Raw genomic sequence first — 22,783 nt, 5'->3', positions numbered from 1 at the left:
CGGCCCAAGCATCGCTCAGGCTTGGCCGAGCAGGCATACTCGGCCGTGTTGCTGAGCCCCCGCCGAGCCCCCCGCTTCGCCCTCTCCCTCGCGCTGCTGGCCCCCACCGCCGCCTGCACCGACGACTCGATCGAAGCCGACGACGAGGCCGGCGGACCCTCGAGCTGCCTCGACACCGACACCCCCGGCCCGGACATCGTGCTCGCGACCGACGAGGACATCGCGGCCCTCGACCTCGACGCCTGCGTGGCCGAGACCATCCTGATCTCGGGCGGCGGCGTCACGGACCTCTCGGGCCTCTCGGGGCTGCGCGAGGTCGGCCGCCTGGAGATCCGCTACAACCCCCAGCTCGCCTCCCTCGACGGGCTCGCGGGCCTCGAGCGCGTCGACCAGCTCATCCTCGTGGGCAACGGGGCGCTCGAGGGCCTGCCGACCTTCCCGGGCCTCCAGCTCGGCAGCGTGACCATCTCCGACAACGACGTGCTCGCGGACCTCGGCAGCTTCCCGGCCGCGACCACCGTCGAGCGGCTGCAGATCGACTCGGCCCTCGCGCTCACCGATCTGTCCGGCTTCGAGGCGACGACCGCGATCACCACCGACCTGGTCGTCGAGAACAACGACCTGCTCGTCGACTTCGCCGGCCTCGACAGCCTGACCGAGGTCGGCGGCGACCTGGTCATCCGCGACAACCCGGCCCTCGACACCTTCGCCGGCCTCGATCAGCTCGAGAGCGTGGGCAACGACCTGACCATCACCAACAACCCCTCGCTGTCGGAGTGCCTCGTCGACGACTTCGTCGAGGCCGTCAGCGTCGGCGCGGCGACGGTCATCAACGCGAACGAAACCGCCCTGTGCTCGTGAGCCACGCGCGGGTCTGGGGCACGCCGGTGCCCTGCTCGAGCTCCGGGCCCTGCCACAGCTCGCACTCCGGGTAGCGGAACGAGAAGGCGTACCAGCGCGTGAACATCTGCATGGGCGGGTCCTCGTCGTCCCAGGGCTCACACCAGGTCGCGTGGGGCACCCCGTCGACCTCGCCGCGGTAGACCTTCATCATCCGGCTGCCGACGCGGACCATCGCGTCTCCGCCCTTGGGGATGGACTCGAGCGGGAAGAACACGTGGCGGCCCCCGAGCATCACGCCCAGGCCGAGCTCGAGCCGATGCATGCGGTCGTCGATGCGGCCGGCCATGGTCCGGAAAAAGGGCGGCGGGATGAAGCCGCGGCGGTTGTCGAGGACCCGCGGCCAAGTCTTTCGCACGATCCAGGAGGTCAGCGAGCGGCAGTTGGTGAGGCTCAGCTCGAGCCCCGGTCGCTCTCGCCGAGCCGCGGCGACGGTCGTGGGGCGCACCGGCCAGACCTCGAGGCTCCGGCCCTTGTGCGGCCCCTCGGTGCACTCGCCCGTCATCGGCTCCCACAAGCTCCAGGTATCGCCATCGCTGATGACCCCCACCCCGTTCTCGACGCCGTTGGAGCCGAAGTGCAGCACCTTCCCGTCGACGACCGGGGTCAGGCCCACGCCCGTGCTGCACACGACGCAAAAGGCGACGGCGTAGGGCCGCCCGTTGAGCTCCCCCTGGATCACGTGGTGGTAGGCGAGCTCGCGGATCAGGAAGCCTCGCTCCACGCCGTCGCGCTCGATGATCAGCAGCTCCTCGTCGTCCTCGAGGTCCAGCTCGGCCAAGGGGACGGGCTTTGCGACCACCACGTGCGGCGGGAAGGTGTACTTCCCTGCGTCTCGCTTGGGGCCAACGAGCCAGGAACGCCGCGTCGCCACGTCATTTACCTCGACTTCCAACGCGTAGGGGTGATTATCCACGCCTGGGTAACTTGCCACACCATTGAGTGTCATCCAAGGCTCGTGCGGCTCAAATTATTTGTGTAGTCGCTACCGCATAGGCGGCTAAACATCGCGAATTAGCAACAGTATGCCCGTCCGATCAGAGCTGCCGAAGGGTGACGTCAATGGTCACTCGACTCCGCGTCGATTACAGGCTCAGCGGATTCTTTCCGCGGCGACGGGCTAACCTCGTTTTCCTGACCCCCATCGCCGTCCCCGTCCTCAGATTTGGTCCGGAGGCGCAACTTGCTGCTCAGATACTTCCCGAGCCAGCCGCCTTTCGCGCGTGCGTAGATTTCGCGCATTTCAACCGCCATTTTGTTGTGGCTAACGCGATAGTCGATGAGGTCCTGCTTGAGCTGGCGTGACTGCCGATAGCGCACAGCACCATCGATGAAATCAATCCACCCCTCGATCCAGGTCCAGAGCTTGCCGCCCTTGGCCGCGGCGCCCGTGGCCGTACTCGACAGCTCTTTGAGCTTTTTCGCGTGGATGCCCCGGGCTTTTTCGATCAGCGCCTTGCGCTGGGTGACCTCTTGCGCGCTGCCGCCCTCGACCCCCGGCAGACGCACCGCCATGGTGCCGGTGTCGGTGAAGCCAAAGTCACTGTGGGCATCCAGAGCGCGCAGCGCATCGAGGCGGGTCTGCTCGTCCTCGGACGAGAGCTTGGCGATGCCCTGGACCACGGCATCTAGGGACAACCACCGATAGATGAAGTCCAGGCCCGTGCCCTTGATGTTCTGCGTGCCGAGCACGGTGACGTGAACGCCCGGAGGTGCGACCTTGGCACACTGGTCGATGATTTGGTCACCTGTGGCGCCGGCATCCCACACCACGGTGATCAGGCCCTTGAACAGCGCGGTCCACGAGGTCATGACCTTCGCCGTGAAGCTGGCCAGCCCGCTGGCGTCGCGGCGCTCGAGGATGGTCTCGAGCTCCCGAGACAGCCGGCCGGCGACGACCATGCGCGCGGTCCTGGCGACGAAGTGGGTCGTGAACTCCTCGACCGTCGGAGCGACGTTGACGTCGTACTCGAACGCGAGCTCCGGCGCCTCGGGGCTCTCCTCGACGAGCGCGCCGAGGGCCTGGGTCAACGCCGCGTCCTTGCCGAGCTCGGCCACCACCTCGTCGTAGGTCACGCTCCCGCCCGCCTGGCGGGCTTTGGCGATGCAATCGCGCACGGCCGCCACGAGCGGCCCGTCGGCCTCCATCGCGCGACCCAGGGCCGCGAGGCCCACGCGCGCGAGGCTGTCCACGCGCCACTCCCACTCGTCCACGGGCGCGCGGACGCGAGCGAGCAGCGATCGCAGCCGAGAACGGGCTCGCTCCTGACCGGCCGATTGGGCCAGGCCCCCGGCGTCGACGAGCTCCTGACCGGCGACGAAATTTTCGAGGGCGCGGTCGAGGAAGATCTGCAGACCCGCGAGGTTGGTGCCGATCAAGACGTGCGCGTCGACGGTCACGTCGTTGACCAACAAGCGCGCGAACACGTCCGAGCGTGACACGCGATCGTCGCGGTTGTTGACCACCGTGACGACCATGCGCGCCGGGTCTGCGGCCTCCTCGATCTCGTGGCAGGGCGTGCGGTGCCAGTTGTTGAGGAAGCCGGCGCGCTCGTTGGCCGAGTGCCCGTTGATGAACTCGAGCTTGCGCCCGCGGATGACGACCTCGGGGTAGGTCTTGAGCACGCCCAGGTCCGGGTAGACGTAGTCGGCCATGGTCACGATGGCCAGCTCCGGATCCATGTCGAGCTGCCGGGCCATCTCGGTGACCAGGGCGATGTTGCGGGGGTGCTCCGAGTAGGGGAACAGGGCCAGGAGGTCGTCGGGGATCAGGTCGCCCTCGAAGTCGCCGACCTCGACGAGCTCCGTGTCGCGCTCCTTGGCCGAGTCGCGCAGCACCGGGTTGAAGCCCAGCTCCGAGCTGATCACCAGCTTGCTCTGGGGCACGAAGCGACCGATGACCCCGGCGACGTCGATGCCCGCCGGGCCCTGGATGTCCTCGTGGTCCGGGTAGGTGTTGGTGATCGTCGCGTAGTCGTCGCGCATCCACCCGCGCTGGAGGATGTCGACGTACTCGGGGTTGAGGGCCATGCACTCCCACAGGAAGACCTCGGCCTCGAGGCCCGCCGCGAGGGTCAGCAGGTCGCGCTGCTCCCAGATCGTCGCCTTGCCGTAGGGCCGGAAGGTGAAGATCTCGACCTGCGGGCCGCCGGGCACGGCGTGGATGAACATGGCCTCGCAGCCCGTGGTCTTCGAGAAGGTCCGAAAGCCCAGGCCGTGGAACAGCCCGGCCTTGAGCCGCTCGGTCCCGGACTTGCCCCGCGTCCCCCAGCCGCCCACGGACAGGGGGATGGCCGCGCGCGCGTTGGCGATGCGCCGGCGGTGCATGTAGGCCAGGCCGAGGAACAGCCCGGACAGGCCGAGGGCGTAGAGGCCCAGGGCCTCCTGGCTGTTGCCCTCGAGGGTCAGGAAGTAGTGCAGGTGCTCGCCGAACCAGTCGAGGGGGGCGAGCATCAGGGGCGAGGCGGTCTCCGGCGAGAGCACGAGGGTGTCCGCGTCGTGCTCGTCCTCGCCCTCGCCCTCGCCCGCCTTCGCCGGCGCGGCCTCGGTGTGCGCGGGGAACAGGGTCTGAACCCGGGCCGGCACGGGGCGCTCGAGGGCCTCGCCCTTCGACTCGCCGTCGCCGTCGCCGTCGCCAGCTCCGAGGGCGAGGGAGGGATGACTCTCGAAGCGCACGTCCACGCCGTAGTCCGTGCGCAGGGTGTCCACGAAGCGCCGGCGATCGCTGGGCTCGTCCGAGAGCAGGGTCCGCTTGCGCAGCTCGGTCAGCTCGGCGTAGCGCAGGTTCAGGCGCAGCCGTCGACGCAGGCGCTCGGTGAAGCTCCCGCCCAGGCGCAAGATGGTCCGCCCGTGGCTCGAGCTCAGGGTCACCGGGTCGTCGCTCCGGCGCAGCTTCAGCCACGGCAGGCACAGGACGTCGTCGACCAGGGGCAGGTGCCGGGCCCAGCCCGCCTCGGGGCGCAGCGACAAGCGCTCGCCCGGGACCACGGTCTCGGTGACCTCGTCGAGGCGGCCCGGGTGCGCGCGCAGGGAGCCCGTGTAGTGGCGCCCCGTGGTGTGCAGGAAGGCCTGGCGCTTGTTGTTGGCCGGGTGGCGCAGCTCGTGGAGGATGCGCCACAGCCGGAGCACCCGGTGGTCGCCCCGGCGCACCCGCAAGCGCCCGCGCTGGGGCGCCTCGACGTCCACGCCCCAGTCGTTGCGCGTCAGCTGGGCGAGGATGCGCGCGAGCTCGGTCTTGGAGGGGCGCTGGCCCTCGTGGACCGGGACGGGGATCCGCCGCGCGCCGCCCGAGGGCACCTCCAAGAGCGCGGGCGCGAGGGCCTCGGTCCAGGCCTTGCGCTCCGGCCGGATGATCGCGTCGATGCCCTCGATGGCCGAGGCCGCGGCCTCGAGGATGGCCGCGTTGCGATCGGGGTCGGCGAGGCACCGGTGCAGCGACTCGATGAACTGATCGAGCATCGCCCCGGCGATGGCCGCCCCGCGCGGGTCGCCGTAGAGCACCTCGATGGCCGCGACCGAGCCGCGGCAGGCGATCTGCGCGACGAGGTCGTCGCGGTCGTGGGCGATGGTCCGGGCCAGGCCCTCGACGACCGAGCGGACCAGGGCCTCGAGGACCTCGTCGGGCACCTTGGCCTCGAAGGCCTCAGCGAGGATTTCGCTCAGCGCCAGGCACATCCGGGCGCGCACCCGGGGCAGCTCGCCCTCATTCCCGGCCTCGGCCTCGGCCTCGCCCTTGCCCTTGCCCTCGTCGGCGAAGCGCGTGAGCAGCTCCGTCCACTCCGGCAGGATCTCGGGGCGCACCCGGGCGACGGCGACGAGGGCCTCGCAGTGAGCCATGCGCACGAACTCGCTGTCCTCGCCCCGCTCGATCGCGGCGACCAGCAGCTCGAAGTCCGCGCGCTCTTCGACGCGCTCGCTCAAGATCGTGATGATCTGCCGGCGGACCAGGAAGTCGCGCTGCGGCCACGGCTGCTTGCGGGCGCCGTCGAGGTCGAGGCGGTCGTGGACGATCTCGCGGGCCCGCTCGGTGTCGACGAGGTAGAGGCAGCGCAGCGCCCGGGCCTGGACCCACTCGTGCTCGCTCTCGCTGCGGGCGAGCTGAGCCGTGACCTCGCACAGGCGATCGAGCACGGGGTTTGGCTCGCGGCGGTGCCCCGAGCCCGTCGTCGCCAGCATCAAGGACACGGCGCTGGTCCGCGGTCGCGGCGGGCCGAGGCTCTCGAGGCAGCGCTCGATGGTCTCGAGCACGGCCAGGCGCGTGGTCCACCGGCGCAGGGCCTCGAGCTGCTCGAGCAAGAAGCCCACGGGGTCGGCCTGCTCGACCAGGTGGATGATCTCCTTGCTCAGCTGCCGCGAAGCGTGGGCCTTGCCGAGGCCGTGGGCGATCGACGCGCCCATGGCCATGATGCCCAGCTCGACGACGACGGCGATGTCGTCGCGGCGCTTGTCGAAGCGCTCGCGCAGGGCGTCGAGGTCGAGGTGGCGCTTGAGCGCTCGACGATCGCCGCGGGCCATGGCGCGCGAGGGCGCGGTCTCGTCGATCATCGCCTCGAGGCGGCGCCGGCGGGCGGCGCCGGTGGTCGCCCGGGCGTAGGCCTCGACGTGGGCCGCGACGCGCAGGTCGACGGCCGCGACCTCGCGCTGGGCCTTGGCCACGGCGCGGACCAAGAGCACGGCCAAGCTCGCGTAGACGAAGGGCGGCGTCGGCCCGACGGGCATCGAGGTCATCGACACCGAGGCGCTCGCGCCCGTGCGCGAGAGCATGATCGCGTGGTCGCGGGGATCGGCGAGCACGGCCACGCGCTCGGCCAGCAGGCCGACGTGGACTCGGTGGACTCGAGCGTTGAGCGGCGGCAGGAGCTCGCGCAGCAGCTCCTCGATGCCCTCGACGACCGACGCATCCACGCCGATCTCTCGTTCCCCGCGCTTGGCCATGGCCGCCCGCAGTGTGGATCATTTTTGAGCGCAGCGAAGCCTGCCAGACGAGTTTTCAGCCTGGCAGTCCGCCCAGGTGTCCGCCCAGGTCGATGGCGAGGGATACGCTCAACGCGAGGCTTGACTTCGCACCTCGCCGCGCACGGGCGCGAGGGTCGACTCAGCTTGATGCGCGTGGTCTCCCCACGCTCGGGGCGCCCAGGGCTCGCTGAACCACAGCTCCTGCGGGCCGTAATCTCCCAACCGCCGGCCAAATACGCCGTCGAAGCGCAGCCACAGCTCGAACACGTTGCGCGGACGCTGCGACCCAATCAGGTAGAGGCGGTCGCCCACACCAAAGGTCACGCGCACGGAGTCGCGGGCCCAAACGCCCACGCCCAGCCGCGCGCCGAGGGTGTGGCGCACGAAGAAGCTCGAGCGGTGCGCGTCGGCCAGGCGCAGCGAGGCCTGGTAGGCCACACCCCAGGTCGGGACCCAGGGCGAGGGCTGGCGCACGATACCCAGGGCGCCCAGGTCGATGTCGACGCGGTCGAGGCTGGCGAAGTCGCTGTTGAAGACCACGGAGCCCTCGGTGTAGAGCGCCAAGTCCTGGAGCGGATAGGCGCGCAGCTCGAGCTCGGGCTCGACCACGATGGGGTGGTCGCGGACGTAGGGCAGGAACACCCGGGGGTGCGGCTCGAAGTCGAAGCCCGGGCCGCCGATGTTGGCCCCGCCGCGGTTGAGCGACTGCCAGCGCAGCGCGCCCTTGAGTCCCGGACGCAGCTGGAGGAAGGGGCCCAGCCAAGTCGGCCGGTCGATGAAGGCCTCGCCGCGGATGCTGCCCTCGAGGCCCGTGTACCAGGGGCCCGCGAGGGAGTCGAACTCGGCGCCCATGCGCAGGCCCGCCCGGCGACTGCGCCCAGCCAGGCGCAGCCGCACGCCCGAGGAGATCGGGCTCGCGTTGCGCACGGCCGTCTGCGCGGCGGCGAAGATCCACAGCCGGTTTTCGACGAGCTCGCGCCGCCACCCGGCCGTGACCATCGCGCCCAGGCGCGGGCGCAGATCGTCGACGTCGCCGAGGTCGTCGAGACCCACGACGATGCGCCCGTCGAAGCTGCCGATGCGGTTGCGCACGGGCCCGTGGGGCTCGGCCGCGGCGATCGCCAGGCCCGGGCCGACGCCGCGCCAGGTCAGCACGGACTCGGGCTCGTTGACCTCGCTGAGCAGCTCGCCCAGGGACACGCGCGCGGGCGGGTCGTCCTTGGGCCGATCCCGACGCAGGCGAGCCCGAACCACCGCCCGCCCCGAGCGGGTCCGCAGGCGCACCCGGTGCGGCCCGGGCTCGGTGATCAGCAGGATGTGGCTGACCGCCTCGGTGACCGCGAAGGCGCGGCGGCGCTCGGTCATCACGCTGCGCTCGACCTGCGGCGAGAGGGGCAGCTCGCCCTCGGACGGTCCGGGCGCGTCGGCCCGCGGGCGCAGGGGCTCGACCTCGGCGATGAGTCCGGGCGAGGTCACGTCCCCGGCCGCGACCGCCCGGGCTTCGATGTCGACGCTGGTCGGCCCGAGCACGACGAACTCGACGGCGGACTCGCGCTCGACGGTCCACCACCGCGCCCGCCGGCGGGTCTCGATGGCCTCGCGCTCGCCGCCGTGGACGAACTCGGAGGTCTCGGTGCCCTCGCCGACGAGGGCCTGCTCGCGCTCGACCTCGGCCAGCTCGGCCCCGGGCCGGGCCACGCCACGCCACGCGCACAGCCAGATCGGGTCCTCGCCGAGCACGACCTCGAGGCGGTGGCGCGAGGCCGACTCGACCGGCAGGCTGACCCGCGCGACCGTGCCGTCGCCGACCTCGACCTCCCGGCGCGTGCGCAGATCGTCGCCGCTGCGCAGGGCGACGCCGAGCTTGGCCGTGCCGAGGGCCCGCGGGTTGGAGGCACGCTCGGCGCGGCTCGGATCGAGGTCCGGCCGGGCGGCGCGGCACCACAGCTCGAGGTCGACGACGCCGACCTCCGCGTCCCAGGCGAGCACGCCCTTGCGGCCGGGGCGGACCATCTCCTGGCCGCGCCCGTCGTCGCCGGCCCAGGGCGTGACCAGCAGGGCCTCGCGCACGCGGGCGGTCTGGGAGGGCAGCAGCTCCTCGACGGGGAGCTCGAGGCGCTCGAAGCCCGGGGCGTGCTCGGTGTGCGAGACCGTGCGCCAGTCCGAGCGCAGCGCCGCGATGAAGGCCAGGCTGCGCACGGAGGTGTGCCCGTAGCGGGGCTCGAGCTCGCGGCCGAGGCCGAAGGCCAGGCCCGCGTCGCGGGCGTCGCTGCCGGGGTCGTCGAGGTGCTCGAGGAGCGCGGGCACGGCCGCGAGCCCGACCGCGAGGGGCTCGCGCGCCGCCCCCAGCTCGCCGCGCATGTGGCCGTAGAGCTCGAGCCACACCCGGGCGGCCGTGCGCGCGCGTCCGCCCTCGAGGCTCAGCCAGGTCGCGCGGGTCAGCTCGGGCAGCAAGCGGGCGACGAGCTCGGCGTCGAGCAGCTCGGCGTCCTCGGCCGCCGCGGCCTCGACGGAGCGCTCGCCCTCGGGCTCGGGCGCCGCCTCGACCTCGCCGGCCTCGTCGTCCTCATCGCCGGCGGTCATCCCCTGCTGGCGCCGCTGCGCCCGAGCGAGGCGCTCGAGGGCCTCTCCGGGGTTCTCCGTGCGCCCCAGGGACCACAGCGGCAGCCACGGCTCGAGCAGCTCGCGGCGCGGCCCGACCACGGCGGCGATGGCCGGCTCGACGAGGATGGGCGCGCGGGCGTCGTTGGCGTCCTCGACGATGATCTCGCGGGGGTCGATGAGCGCGCTGAAGCGGTCCTCGAGCTCGGCCAGCACCCCCTTGGCCCGGTCGCGGCGCAGCAAGCTGACGTCCTCGCGCTCGGCCCAGGCTGACAGCCGGACCAGGTCCGCCCGGGCGTAGCCGGTCTCGCCGAGCATCAGCAGCAGCGCGGCACGGCGGGCCCGATCGTCGATGGAGTCGGGGCTGACGAGCAGCGCGCGGCTGAGCCGGGCGAGCTCCTCGATGAGCGCTTCGCTGTCGAGGCCCGTGAGCTCGGCGAACACCGAGCCGAGCAGGTCCTCCTCGTGGACGACCTCCACGGGCACCAGGCCGCCGTCGTCGTCGAGGAGCTCGCGCGGGCGCAGGGCCCGGCGGATCGACAGCCCGCCGGCCAGCGCGACCTCGCCCTCGACCTCGAACCACACCCGCCGGGTCCGAGCCGCGACGGCGAAGGCCACCCCGTGGCGCTGACCCGCCCGGGGCGAGGGGCCGATCGGCGTGGCGTCGGCGTCGATCTCGAGGTCCCAGATGCCCTCGCCCTGCTCGTCGGTGCCGATCCGCGTGCGCGGATCGAAGAGCACGGTCTGGGTGCCCTCGACCCCGTCCTGGTGGATGTGGATGACGGTCCGCTGGGGCGGCACGTCCTCGGGCCAGCGTAGCTCGAGGCGGGCGTAGCCGGGCACCTGCGGGCCGGGCAGCACCCAGCTGACCTTCGACAGATCGTGGAGCCGCTCCCGCCGACCGAGGCGCTCGGGGTCGATGTCCTCGATGGGCTCCTCCGGCGGCAGCTCGGCCCAGGCGATGGTCCCCAGGGGCCCGTCGAGCTGGAGCTCGTGCTTGCCCTCGGGCACGGCGACGCGGTGGCGGACCACCGAGGCCAGCTGCGGGCTCCACCACACCGAGTCGTCGACGCGCAGGCGCACGGGCTCGACGCGGTCGACGGGCGAGGCGACGTAGATGTCGAGCAGGCGCATGCGCCGGGGGTTGCGGACCCGCTCGACGCCGAGCTGCCGCGAGATCAAGCCGCCGCCGATCTCGGCCTGCACCCGCTCGACCCGGCCGGGGCTCAGGCGCAGCCAGCTGGCCTCGCGCTCGCCCGCGTCGCTCAGCCCCGGCGCGCCCTTGCGCGGCACCAGCCACTCGCCCCGGGGCACGAGCGAGCTGTCGACCTCGGAGATCGGGCGGCGCTTGGACCAGCGCGTGTAGTCCTGCCACAGGTAGAGCAGCTGCCCGCGGATGGCCTCGTCCGTGGGCGCGCGCCGGCGGGCGAGCTCGAGCAGGGCCAGGGCCGGGCTGCGCACGGTGCCCTGGGCGGGGGCGAGGAGCTCGGCGAGCACGCGCAGGCCCTCGAGGGGCAGCTCGTGGATCGGGTCGCTGCCCGTGCCCGTGCCCGCGTCGACGAGCAGGCGCGCGAGCTGACGGTCGCCGTGGATCGCCGCGATGGTGATCCAGCGCGCGCGCAGCTGGCCGCGGGCGGTGGGGTCGAAGTCGGGGTCGGCCGAGAGCGCGGACAGCCACTGCGCCGCCTGCTCGCCGAGCACTCGGGTCTGGCGGCGGTCGAGGGCGGGATCCTCGGCCAGGGTCGCGAGGATGGCCAGCGCCAGCGCGGGGCTGGACTCGCCGAGGGCCTCGAGCTCGGGCGCCCCGGCCCCGACCTGAACGCGCTCGTGCTCGCTCTCGGCGATCAGCGCGGCGAGCCAGGGGTCGATCTCGGACTCGCTGCGCTCGAGCTGGCGGTGGGCGTGGCGCAGGCGCCCGCGCGGGGTCTCGCGCCGCGCGCCCGGTCCCGTGGCCTCGACCCGCAGGGCCTCGCGCACGGCGACCATGGCCGGGCCGCCGACGAGCTCGATGGTGTACTCGCGGCGCCCCGGGGCCAGGGGCACGGCCATGGTCGCGAACTCGCCGACGGCGTGGCCCGACTCGTCGACGAGCGCCTCGAACTGGGGAAAGGCGGTGTCCGGATCGACGCTGTGCCGGGCCGGTCGGCGCGACAGCGAGATGCGCTCGAGCACCCGCCCGCCCGCGCTGACCCGCAGCTCGGCGTCGCGCAGCGCCTCGCCCTCGGGGGCCCAGGCGCGGCCGTCCACGTAGAGCACGCCCGGGCCCGAGCGGGTCCCCCGGCGACGGACCGTCCACCGCCGCGCGCCGTGGGCCTCGAGCTCGGCGAGGCGATAGTCGCGGCTGTCGTCGGTGTCCAGGCGCCGCGGCGAGGTGTCCGAGAGCTTCACGGGGTGGACGCGGCCGCGCCGACCCACGAAGTAGGGGCGCACCGGCAGCCGGCCCGCGTCGACGCCCTGCATGGCCGAGAGCTGGCGCCAGGCGACGACGGCCTTCTCGAGGTGCGGGTCGCGGACGCCGTCGGCCGCGTCGAGCTTGAGCAGCTCCCGACCCAGCTCGGCCTCGAGGTGAAGCTGAGCCTCGAGGTCGTCGTCGGGCTCGAGCACCCGGGGCATGGTCGCCGGGCTGCGCCCCTCCTCGATCCACGCGAGCAGCAGCGCCTCGACCTCCACGGCCGAGTAGCGGGGCGTCCGGACCACGGCGCGCTCGACCACGACGGTCGCCTCGCCCTCGGCCTCGATGGACCACACCGCGCCGTCGGCCGGGGGCTGGCTCAGCTCCCAGCGGAGCTCGCCGTCGGGGCCCGGCTCGAGCGCCCTGCCCTGCTCGACGACCGCCGTGTGGGCGTCGACGATGCGGACGAAGCGGAGCGTGCCCGCGCCCGAGACCCGACGCACCCGCACGGTCTCGAGCGAGGCGATCCACACGTTGATCGCCCGGTCGGCGTCGATCGACACCGGGCCCTGGACCGTCGGCACCGGCATGAACCCGCCGACCATGGCCGCGCGCTGCTCGAGCAGCGGCTGGAGGTCCACGCGGGGACGCAGCGTCGCCGCAGGCTCGGCCTCGCCCAGGGCCTCGGAGGCGCCCAGCTGGGCCCCGTGAATGTCCGCGTCGGGGTCGAGCTCGGTCAGCGGCGCGAGCGGCCAGCCGACCCGAGTCGCCCGCCACACGAGGCGCTCGCGGGCGCTCTGACGCCACGCTTCGGGCGAGCTCGACAGGGCCTCGCCGAGGTCGGCGGCGGCCTGACGCGCGCGCCGACGCGACACGCCCCCCGCGGGCTCGCCCTGTGCCTGCTCGGGCTCCGCCTCGACCTCGCCTTCTGTCTCGACTTCGCCTTCTGCCTCGACTTCGCCCTGGCTCTCGCCCGGCGCCGCCCGTCCGGTGGTCGGACCGAGCACCATCAGCGCCAGCAGGACCGCCAGCCCGATCAAGCCGCGCAGCCGCGCCCTCGCGTCAGCGGCAACCACCGCGTTGAATCTCCTGTGCCCAGCCGCGCACGGCCTCGACAAAGCGCGCCCGCGCGTCCGCCCCGTCGTCGAGCCGGTCGCGCAAGTCGTCGCCCAATTCCAGATGCACGAAGCAGCGCCGGGACTCCCGGGCCAGATGCCCCTGCACGTTGGTGGTGCCCCCGAGGCGGTCGCTGTCCAGGCCGTAGTTGCCCACGGCGTCCTTGGGGAAGGCCTCCGCCAGCGCCTTGGCCAGCACCCGGCTGCCCGGGCTGGGCGTCTCGCTGCCCGACGACACGATCATCTCCGGGTCCCCAGACGCGGCGTTGCGCTCGAAGCCGTGCAGCTGCAAGACCGCGACGCGGTGGCGGCGGACGATGGCCCCGTGCACGCGGCTGATGGGGTGGCGCTCGGAGTGGGCGGCGTCGGCCGGGCCGTAGCCCTTGGGCGGCTTGTGCTTGGCTCCGCTGGCCAGGCGGTGGCGGTGGACCGTGTTGACGAACAGCCCGCGCACCGGGCTGGCGCCGCCCTGCCCCAGCAGGACCGCCAGGCCGATGTCCCCGGTGTGGCGGTCGTGGAACACGTGGGGGGTCTCGAGCAGGAGCTCGACCCGCCCGACCTCGATCTCGCCGCGACGGATCAGGTAGGCCCCGGTGCCGCGCCGCGGCGTGTCCTCCTCGTAGACGACCCACAGCCCGATGGGCTGCTCGCGCCCGGGCACGCGCAGCGCCACGCTCTCGACCCGGACCCCGGCCAGCTCCGCCAGCGCCCCGGCCCGCTCCCGCTCCCGCTCCCGCAGCGCGCCGCGCTCGGCCCGATGCCACAGCAAGATCACCAGCTCGCGCAGGGCCGCGTGCTGGGTCGCGCCGAGCTCCCGCCAGCGCTCCTCTGCGCGGGGCCACAGCAGCTCGTGGAGCTCGTCGGCCTCGAGCGTGCGGGTGTGCTCGAAGGGATCGCTGAGCTCGACCTCGCCCTCGTGGGTGCAGCCGGCGCTGCCCAGGCCCAGCGCCACGGACAGACCCAGGCCGACGCCCAGACCCGCGCGACGACGGCTCACGGCTGGACCTCCCCGCTCTCACCCTCGGGAGCAGGCGCGGGCGCAGGCGCTCCAGGGAGCTCGTTGGCGCGGGCCGCCTGCGTCCAGCTGGTCGCCGGGCGCTCGCGCCGACCCACGCCGCGGTGGAAGGCCCGGACCCACACGCGCCCGCCGTCGACGAGATCGACCTGGACCTCGTGGGGGCCGGGCGTCACCTCCGGGCCCAGGGTGATGCGCAGGTTCACGGACTCCAGCGACACGCCGTGCTCGCCCTCGAGGTCGACGAAGCGCACGAACTCGCGGATGTCGACGGGCCGACCCTGGCTGTCGACCGCGCCCTCGCCCTCGATGGTGTAGGCCCGCTCGCTCACGCTCACCCGCTCGACCACGCCGGCGATGCGCTCGGGCTCGCCCCCGTCCACGCTCAGCTCGAGCTGGGCCCCGGGGCGGCGCTTGGGCAGGTAGACCACGACGTTGACGATCATCGCCTCGCCGTCGTCGGGCTTGACGAGGGGGAAGACCAGCGAGGTGGTGAGCTCGTGGACGCTGCGGCGCCGGGACACCGGCGGGCTGGCGACGAGCACCGGGCGATCGATCCACAGGTCGCCGTCCTTGCTAGTCAGCCGCGTGTCCTCGAGGTCGACGCTGATCTTGTGCTGGCCGCCCTCGACGGGCAGGCGCCAGCGCCCGCGGCTCTCGGCGATCTCGTGGACGTGGCGCGTGCCGTCGATGTCGACGACGAGGCGCTCGCCGAGCAGGCTCGGGTCGAGCTGCCAGTGCAGCTCCGGCGCCGAGGGCCCGACCGCGCCGAGGTTGGTCACGTAGCTCCGGCGCGGGTAGAGCTCGGTGAACAGGCTGCCGGTCCAGCGCTCGCGCAGGCGCTCGGGGGCCTGCTCGTCGAGCTCCTCGAGGATCGAGCGACGGCGGTGGCGGCCGCGGGGCTCGAGGGTCACCCACGGCCCCGGATCCCAGCCGTCCTCGCCCGCGATCAGCTCCTGCCAGCGCGAGCTCCAGTCCGGGTCGTCGCCGGACCACGGCCCGCCCCGGCCCGTGGACTCGTCGACGCCGCGGGGCTGCAGGCGGACCTGCGCCATGAGGTCGGCGATGGCCTCGTCGTCCTGCAGCTCCTCCCAGTTGCTCGCGCGCAGGGGGAACCAGGTCCGGGTCTCGAGGGGCGGGTAGCGCCAGATGATGGTCTCCGTGGTGTGGCTGCGCCACGGCTCCATGACCCGGGTCGGGACCTCGGGCCAGTAGCCGTAGGCGCGGACCAACACGCGCTCGTCCCCGGGCCGCAGCACGACCTCGGCCGTACCCTCCGGCGCGACCATGCGCAAGCTCTGGGGCTCGGACACCTCGTACCAGCGCTCCCGGGCCCAGCTCGCCCGCCCGCTGGCCTCGTCGCCCTCTTGCAGGCCCTCGAAGTGCGACTCCTGAACCTCGGCGCCGGTCCACCGCTCGCAGCGGATCTCCTCGCCCTCGGCGTCGACGAAGCAGTAGTCGAGGCTGATCTTGGGCGGCTCGTCGAGGGGCCAGTAGGCGGCGAAGGGCGGCACGTAGCGCAGGTCGAAGCGCAGCGTCCGGCCGATCACGTCCTCGGTGTCGGGCAGGGCGTAGCGCGGGAGCTCCCGCCAGTTCGGGCCCAGTCGGACCACGGGGATGCGGCGCAGGTCGGGCTCGAGCATCTCCTCGTCGCGCTCGTTGACCCGCACGGGGCGCTCGGCCTCGGAGAACCACACCCGGGTCTCGAGCGCCGCCTCCGTGCGCAGGTCGAACTCGAGGGGCAGGTCCTCGGTCTCGAACACGTAGCAGTGGATGCCCGGCGGGACCTCGAGGGTGCGCTCGCGCAAGCCTCCTCGAGGCAGCTCCTCGACGACCTCGTCGAGGCTGTAGCGGCGAACCTTCAGGGAGCGCGGATCGCCGATGCCGTCGACGATGTCGAGCTCGAGGGTCGCGGGCCCGATCACGTTGAAGGCCAGCCACCGCGTCGGCTCGACCCGCTGCCGCTCCGACTTGGTCTTGGTCCCCCGCGGCACGCGAAAGCCCGTCTCGTAGATGCTCAGGATCTCGTAGTCCTGGCCGACGTAGCCGAGCGCCGCCATCCGCGTCCACTCGTAGCGCAGCTTGGCCTCGCGCTCGGCCTCGGACAGGGACTCCCAGTCGCGGTAGGTGACGTGGTCGACGAGGGCCCGACCCGCGCCCGGGGCCAGGGCGATCTTGTCGAGGTCGTCGGGGGGCCGCTCGTGGCGGACGTAGGCCCGGACCAGGCCGAGCACGTCCTCGTCGAGGGGGTCCCGGGGCACGAGCTCGATGGACAGGAAGCGGTCGCGGCCGTCGGGCGAGGTCGGCAACAAGACCCGCGTCAGCCGGTCGTCGGTCAGCTCCCGCGACAGGTCGAGCATGAACGCGTTCTCCAGCCGCCAGCCCCGGCCGCGGTCGAGCTCGTCGGCCTTGCTCTGGCGCGTGCGCACGTTGAAGTCGCGCTCCCACAGCAGCTCGCCCTCGAGGCTGTGCAGGCGCATGAGGATGCCGTAGGCCTGCTCCGCCTCCGGGCTGTAGGGCGGCGTGTCCTCGGGCAGCACGAGGTGGGTGATCAGCTTGAGCGAGAGCTCGTCCGGGCCCAGGCGAAAGCGCGGGCCCTCCCCCTCGTCGATGACGTAGTAGCTGACCCGATCGGCGCCGGCGATCTTCTCGGCCAGGGGCGAGGCCACGCGCTCGGCCAGGCGGCTGCGCGCCCAGGTCAGGCCGGTCAGCCCGATCATGCAGACGATCAGGATCAAGCTGGCGGCCAGCGTGCGCGTCGGCGTGGCGCCGTGGTCCGAGGGCTGGCGCAGCCGCGCGGCGATGCGCTCGGCCTCCTCCGGGCTCGGCCGCCGGCTCGGCGCGGTCACTCCCCCGCCCCCTCCGGCGTCGCTTCGCTCTCGCTGTCCTCGCCCTCTCCGCCCTCTCCGCGAGCCCCGTCGTCCACCCGCGGCGGCTCGACGATCGGCACCTCGCGCAGGCTCAGCACCCGCGGCCGAGCCATGGCCGCGACGCGCAGCTGGTTGACCAGGTCATCGCGGAGCTCCGGCCACGGCAGCGAGACGTTGCCGTGCAGGCCGTGCTCGAGCAGGACCAGCGAGCGCGCCCCCAGGCCGCCGCTGCCGGCGAACTCGAGGATCAGCGTGGGCACGCCCCAGTCCACGCCGACGCCCGCCTCGAGGCTCAGGTCCGGGGCCGCCTCGACGGTCTCCTGGAGCTGGCGGAGGGTGTGCAGGTTGGCCGTCGCCGCGAACTCGTCGGCCAGGTCGAGGGCCGCGAGGTAGGCGTTGTAGCCGACCTCGGCGTCGCGGATCGGCGAGTCCGGGGGCCCAAAGTCGACGCGCCGGACCAGCGGCGCGCGCAGGCGCTCGAGCTCGCTGAACTCGATGACCGGGACGCCGACCTGGGCCAGCCCGCGCAGCTCCGTGGTCCCGCGGTCGGCGTGGAAGCGCTCGCGGATGCCCGCGCTGAGCCACACCACCCGGAGCTTGCGGCCGTCGCCGAGCTCGCGGCTGTACTCGAGCTGAGGCACGCCCGCGCCCGACAGCAGGTAGAGGTCCTGAGACCCGTCGGCGACCTGACAGCCGCCGCCCCAGCCGCGCACGAGCGAGGCCAGCGGCTCGTCCAGGTCCTGGATGCAGGCCTCCTCCGCGACCGGCTCGAGCTCCGGCTGCCCGCGCCCGACCACGACCTCGGCGTCGAGGTCTCGGTAGGCCGCGATGCCGCGCAGCTGCAGCACGGGCGCCGCGCCGTCGACGTTGGTGGCCCGGTGCAGCGCCATGTGCATGGCCTGGAAGGGCGTCTGCAGGTTGCCGGGGATGACCGGGTCCGGGCCGTAGGCGATGTCCGTGGGGTCGATGGCCATGCGCTCGGAGCTCGCCGGCTCGTCGGCGCGCCCGTCCGCGCCCGCGAGCAGCAGCGCCCGGGCCGGGCTGATCTGCCACAGCTCGGCGCCGACCCGCCAGGTGTCGCGCTCGCGGTGCGGTCGCGGGACCTCGATGAGCATCGACCACTCGCCGCCGCGGCGCAGCACCAGCGTGCCCCAGCTCGAGGTCAGCGGCGCCAGGGTGTCGCGCAGGACGACCACGCACTCCTCGACGCGGGGCGCGGGCTTGGTCGGGTCTCGCTCCTGCTCGGGCGCTTCCTTGGGCACGGCGTTCGCCGCCGGATCGCAGTCGCCGAGCTCCGCGATCTCGTAGCCGACCAGCTCGGCCCAGGTCTGCGTGACGATCGGCAGGGGGTCGCCGAGCTCCGAGCGCTCGACCCAGTCGATGAGCGGCGAGACGATCAGCTGCTCGAGCACGATGAGCTCGGCGTCCGAGGGCTCGCGGTAGAGCTCGCCGCCGTGCCCCGAGGGCTCGCTCGTCTCGCGCAGGCGCTCGAGCTCGGCGATCAGCGCGGTCTTGGGCGCGCCCAGATCGTCGGGAAGCTCCGCCCCGGCCCCAGCCCCGGCCACCTTCGGGAGCCCCGCCTCGAGCTCCTTGGGCAGGGCCAGGCTCGGCGCCGGCTCCGGGGGCTCGCGCCAGTCCGCGCCGAACTCGTCGAGGCCCGCGACGACCATGGCCTCGAGGGCCGGGACCGCCACGCGCATCAGCACGAAGCGCTCGGACCTGGGCGGGATGCCGACCACCGTCGAGCGCAGGTCCCACTCCAGGCGGTAGAGCGGCCAGGGCTGGCCGAGGTCGAAGATGCCCCGCAGCGGTCGGAGCTCGGCCATGGCCGCGCCGCGCAGGTCCTCGAGCTCGTCTCGTTCGAGCAGGCCCGTGACCTCCGCGCCGTCCTCGTACCAGGGCACCAGCTCGCTCGCCAGCTCGGCCTGGGCGCCCGGCTCGGCGTAGGCCTCGGGCACCGGGAGGTCCCCGCGCAGCACCACGATGGGGTCGTCCGCGAAGGCCCGCATCGCGACCTCGAGGGGGCGCGGGTTGATGCGCGTGCCGGCCTCGAGCTGCTCCCGGCCCGCGATCAGCACGGCCCGGCAGTCCCGGCGCCGACACATGACCGCCGCGGCCTCGGCCGTGGGCGCTTCGCTCGCGGGCATGGGCACGACGATGACCGGCCCCTTCCCGCTGGGCGAGAGGATGCCCGTGGGCCAGCCTCGCTGCCCCAGCGCCCCCTGCTCGCGGACCACCCACCACCGCCGCGGCTCGGGGTCGAGCACGGTGCCGGCCCTGGCCTTCTCGCGGATGTCGACCTCGCCGAGGTCTTCGAAGTCCAGGCCCAGGCCCAGGCCCAGGGTGCGCAGCTCTTGGGAGGGCCCGGCGATCTTGGCCAGGTCCGCGTCGCCGATCTTTTGCTCGTAGGCGTTGATGGCCTTGGCCGCCATGCCGTCGCGCTGCGCCACCGAGCCGTCCTCGGCGAGCTCCCAGCGCGCCGACGCGTTCCAGAATTTTTCGAGCCGCCCCAGCTCGGCCTGCGTGGGCGGCTCGGGGTCCTCGGACCACCCCGCCGCGGCCATGCGCGCCACGGTCATCACCCCGATGGGCGAGCGATCGAGGCGGTGGCTCTCGGCCTCGGCGAGCTGGCGCGCGGGCGGCGTGGCCGGAGACACCAGCTCGAGCAAGAAGCCCGCGACGCTGCCGATCGCAAAGCCCCCGGCCGAGGCCGTCAAGCTGGGCAGCAAGACCGCGCGCACGCTCTTTTTGCTCAGCATCTTGACCGAGAGCAGGCTCGACAGCAGGTAGCCAAAGCCGTAGACGTCGCTGGTCTTGAACTCGGGTGCGATCCCCGCAATTGCGAAGCCCAGGGCTAACTTCCACAGGAAGGCCAGGGTGAACACCAAGACGATCTTGCGTGGACCCGCGACGTCCATGTGCCGGATGACCGGCAGCTTGAGGAAGCCCTTGGTCAGGTACAGGACGATGATCGCTTCACCCAGCGTCGCCAATAACTTCAGCGGCGTCAGCCACAGCATCGCTAACAGCGCAGGCACGAGGATGCCGTTGAAGTCCCACCCGTAGGTCAGGTTGAACTGGGCCGCGAGCATCGCCGCGGACAACAAGATGATGTGCGCCTTGGCGTGGGCGACGAAGTTGAGCGCCGTGTTCTCGTAGGTCAGCTCGACGGAGCTGAGCGAGAGGTTGGTGTACGGCAACAGCACGTACATCACGATCAGGTAGGTGATCCCGACCTCGACCCCGAGCTGGAGCATCCCCCGGGGCAGGGACGGCTTCCACAGCATGTTCGCGGTCAGCGGCACCAGCACCAGGCCGACGCTGTAGAACTCCTGCTGGATCTCGAGCTCCCAGGGGAACAGCTGGTCGAGCTGCGCGACCGCCCACGGGGCGAACCACGCGTGGTCGTGTATTCGAACGAACAGGCTGATCACCAGGATCAGGAAGAAGCGTTCTCGACCAAAAAAGCGCGTCCAGACGTCAGACTTGCTCACGAACTTGGCCAGCGCGGCCGAGATCAGCAAGGTGACGATGGACTCGAAGATGACGATGCAGCCGGTGACCGGCTGGATGACCAGGACCGAGGCCAGGTAGCCCGGCACGACGGCGCCGGCGAACACCCAGCCGAACACCTCGGTGAAGAAGAGCACGACCAGCAAGCCGATGAGCACCGGCAGCAGCATCGACTGGTCGAGGCCGCGCGCCGGGAGCAGCTCCAGCGGGAGCTCGAACACGAGCGCCAACTCCATGATGCTCCGCTCCGTCCTACTTCCTGCCGAAGGCTCCGCCGAGGACCTTGAGGATGCGACCGCTCCGGGTCTCATGCCGCTTGGCGGGAGCCGAAGAGCGGGCCATGAGCAGGATGTGCTCGTGGACCGCCGGCTTGAACCCCGGCAGATCGATGCCGCGCTTGCTGCGGATGCGGGACAGCATCCACACGACCGGGTCGTCGGGGTTGACGTTCTCGACCTCGAGCTCGAGCTCCATGCCGTCGCGGACGACCTTGCGCATCAGCCCGTGGGCCTCGTCGAGGCTCTTGCCCGTCAACCGCGCGATGACCACGCGGAGGTTCTTCTCGCTGTCGTCTTCATCGGAGAACAAGTTGGGGTACTCGCGGGACAGCTTGAGCCGCACCCGCGGATCGAAGAACTCGATCTCGCCCCAGACCGTGGCGATGATCGCCCGCACCGGCAGCTGCTCGAGGAGCTCGAGGGCCCAGCGGTGCTCGTCGTGCATCAGCCGAAGGCCGCCGACGATGGTCTCGAGGTGATCGCGGAGCCGAGCCTCCCCGGCCTGCTCGCGCAGGGCGCTGCGCTCGCGTCGGCGCAAGATGGCCCCGGCCATCTGCCGGCCGAGCTCCTCGAGGGTCTCGATCTCTTCGCGCTCGAGCTCGATCTCGTCGGACAGGTGGATCATCCACAGCCCGAACATCTCGCCCTCGTTCTCGAGCGGCACGAGCAGGCTCTTGCGGGCCCCGTAGCGCGGGCCCCGGGGCAAGATGTTGGTCGTCCAGCTCGCGCGCATGGTCAACCACGCGGACCGAAAGGGGGCCCGGCGCAGGTCGAAGTTCTCGCGGCCTTCGATGAAGGCGTGGCTGTCCTCGTCGAGGCGCTCGCTGCTGGCGCGGACCTCGAGGCGCCAGCGCTCGCTCGGCCGCTCGACGATGGTCGAGGTCGCCTCGCCGCCGACGACCTCCATGGCATAGCTCGCGCCGAGCTCCGCGAGGTCGTCCCAAAAGCCCTCGTCGAGCTCGGCCTCGTCGACGGCCGGCTCGCCCGTGGCCTCGCGCAGCACTCGGGTGCGCAGCTCGCCGAGGCCCGAGAGGGTCTCGACCGCCTGCGCGATCCAGTAGCTCGCCGACACCAACACCAGCACGCTCAGCGGCCGCGCCGCGCCCAGGACCGCGACCCCGCGATCGAGGCAGATGTAGTCCAGGGTCAGCACGCTGACGATCATGAAGGTGATGATCATCGAGGCCGTCGACCCGCGGACGCGCTCGAACACCCACAGCATCGCAACCGCGAGGCACAGGCACACGCCGTAGATCATCGCCAGGTTCGGCCGCCAGCCGAGCACGCCGTCGGCGATGCCCGCGAGGGCGTGGGCCTCGACCTCCGTCGAGCTGCGCCAGCCCAGCGGGGTGTCGATGCTGTGCACGTACTCGTCCGCGGTCACGCCGATCAACACCACCCGCTGCGCGAACGCGGCGTGCGGATCGATCTCCCCGCTGAGCACCAGGTGCGCCGGCAACACGGGCAGGCGCCCCTCGGGGACCATCCAGTGCACCGGCACCCGGTCGCCGATGGCGTCGAGCTTGGCCCGCGACACGATCTCGCGGATCCGGCTGTTGTCGCTCGCGTCGAGGGTGCCCTGCTCGAGGCCGCCCGCCGTCCAGGGCGAGCGCGCGTTCGAGAGGTCCTGCATCATCACGTTGCTCAGGTCGGCGCGGTCGACCCTGCGCTGCTTCTCGGGCTTGTCCTCGTCGTCGTCGGCGATCTTGTGCAGCTGATCGACGTCGTGGAACAGGCGCTCGTGCCCGACCTCGGCGATGAGCAAGGGCTCGGCGTCGCTGATGCTCTTGACCATGCTCGCGAGCATGTTCGCGTCCCACGGCGGCGCGCCGAACTCTTCGAAGGTCTCGGCGTCGCCCGCCACGAGCACCACCCGGCTCGCGCTCTTGCGGCTCGAGCCCATGGTGTCGCCCATCCGGTACCAGCGCGAATGGATGCTGTGGTCAGCCGCGGTGAACAGCCCCGCGAAGTCGAGGGCGCCGACGATCGCGAACACGATCACCAATAGCGCGACAGCCCGCGCGAGCATGGAGAGCTCGCGCGGGTTGGCGCTTCGCTGATCGGAGCGAGTCTGAATCCGGGCCTTGGCCATGCTCGGGAATGAACAATGGCGCATTCCTGCGCCTCAGGGAACCGGCTAGATG

8 protein-coding genes are annotated in these 22,783 nt (G+C 72.4%); 1 reads left to right on the top strand and 7 read right to left on the bottom strand.

Annotation, left to right across the window (positions count from 1 at the left end; translation table 11 throughout):
* Positions 1-21 precede the first annotated feature (21 nt).
* Positions 22-861 (top strand): hypothetical protein, encoded by an 840-nt coding sequence (locus PPSIR1_RS29155; protein WP_006974801.1) that lies wholly within the window; start codon positions 22-24, stop codon positions 859-861.
* On the opposite strand, the gene PPSIR1_RS29150 is transcribed toward PPSIR1_RS29155, so the two are convergent.
* The 7 genes from PPSIR1_RS29150 to PPSIR1_RS29120 form a co-directional block, all read right to left on the bottom strand.
* On the bottom strand, positions 830-1,774 hold the full coding sequence (locus tag PPSIR1_RS29150) for a DUF3179 domain-containing (seleno)protein (RefSeq protein ID WP_157596097.1): 945 nt from the start codon (positions 1,772-1,774) through the stop codon (positions 830-832). The genes PPSIR1_RS29155 and PPSIR1_RS29150 overlap by 32 nt on opposite strands.
* Before the next feature lie 185 nt (positions 1,775-1,959).
* A complete protein-coding gene (locus PPSIR1_RS29145; RefSeq protein WP_006974799.1) occupies positions 1,960-6,834 on the bottom strand; it encodes a hypothetical protein in 4,875 nt (1,624 codons plus the stop codon).
* Between the two features lie 108 nt (positions 6,835-6,942).
* Entirely contained in the window at positions 6,943-12,924 is a 5,982-nt protein-coding gene (locus PPSIR1_RS29140; RefSeq protein ID WP_157596096.1) for an ATP-binding protein, read from the bottom strand.
* The gene (locus PPSIR1_RS29135; protein ID WP_157596095.1) at positions 12,911-13,960 is read right to left on the bottom strand and encodes a hypothetical protein; all 1,050 of its coding nucleotides are present in this window, start codon (positions 13,958-13,960) and stop codon (positions 12,911-12,913) included. Before PPSIR1_RS29135 ends, PPSIR1_RS29140 begins: the two co-directional genes overlap by 14 nt.
* On the bottom strand, positions 13,957-16,827 hold the full coding sequence (locus PPSIR1_RS29130) for a hypothetical protein (RefSeq protein WP_006974796.1): 2,871 nt from the start codon (positions 16,825-16,827) through the stop codon (positions 13,957-13,959). The genes PPSIR1_RS29135 and PPSIR1_RS29130 overlap by 4 nt, the downstream gene beginning before the upstream one ends.
* Positions 16,824-20,597 carry a poly-gamma-glutamate biosynthesis protein PgsC/CapC gene (locus tag PPSIR1_RS44155; protein ID WP_006974795.1) on the bottom strand — a complete coding sequence of 1,258 codons (3,774 nt, stop codon included), beginning with the start codon at positions 20,595-20,597 and terminating at the stop codon, positions 16,824-16,826. The genes PPSIR1_RS29130 and PPSIR1_RS44155 overlap by 4 nt, the downstream gene beginning before the upstream one ends.
* A gap of 16 nt (positions 20,598-20,613) precedes the next feature.
* Positions 20,614-22,668 (bottom strand): CHASE2 domain-containing protein, encoded by a 2,055-nt coding sequence (locus tag PPSIR1_RS29120; protein ID WP_157596094.1) that lies wholly within the window; start codon positions 22,666-22,668, stop codon positions 20,614-20,616.
* Positions 22,669-22,783: the final 115 nt, after the last annotated feature.

Source organism: Plesiocystis pacifica SIR-1, assembly GCF_000170895.1.
GTDB lineage: Bacteria > Myxococcota_A > Polyangia > Nannocystales > Nannocystaceae > Plesiocystis > Plesiocystis pacifica.
The sequence above is the reverse complement of the archived record's forward strand: the minus strand, read 5'-3'. Positions and strand labels throughout refer to the sequence as shown.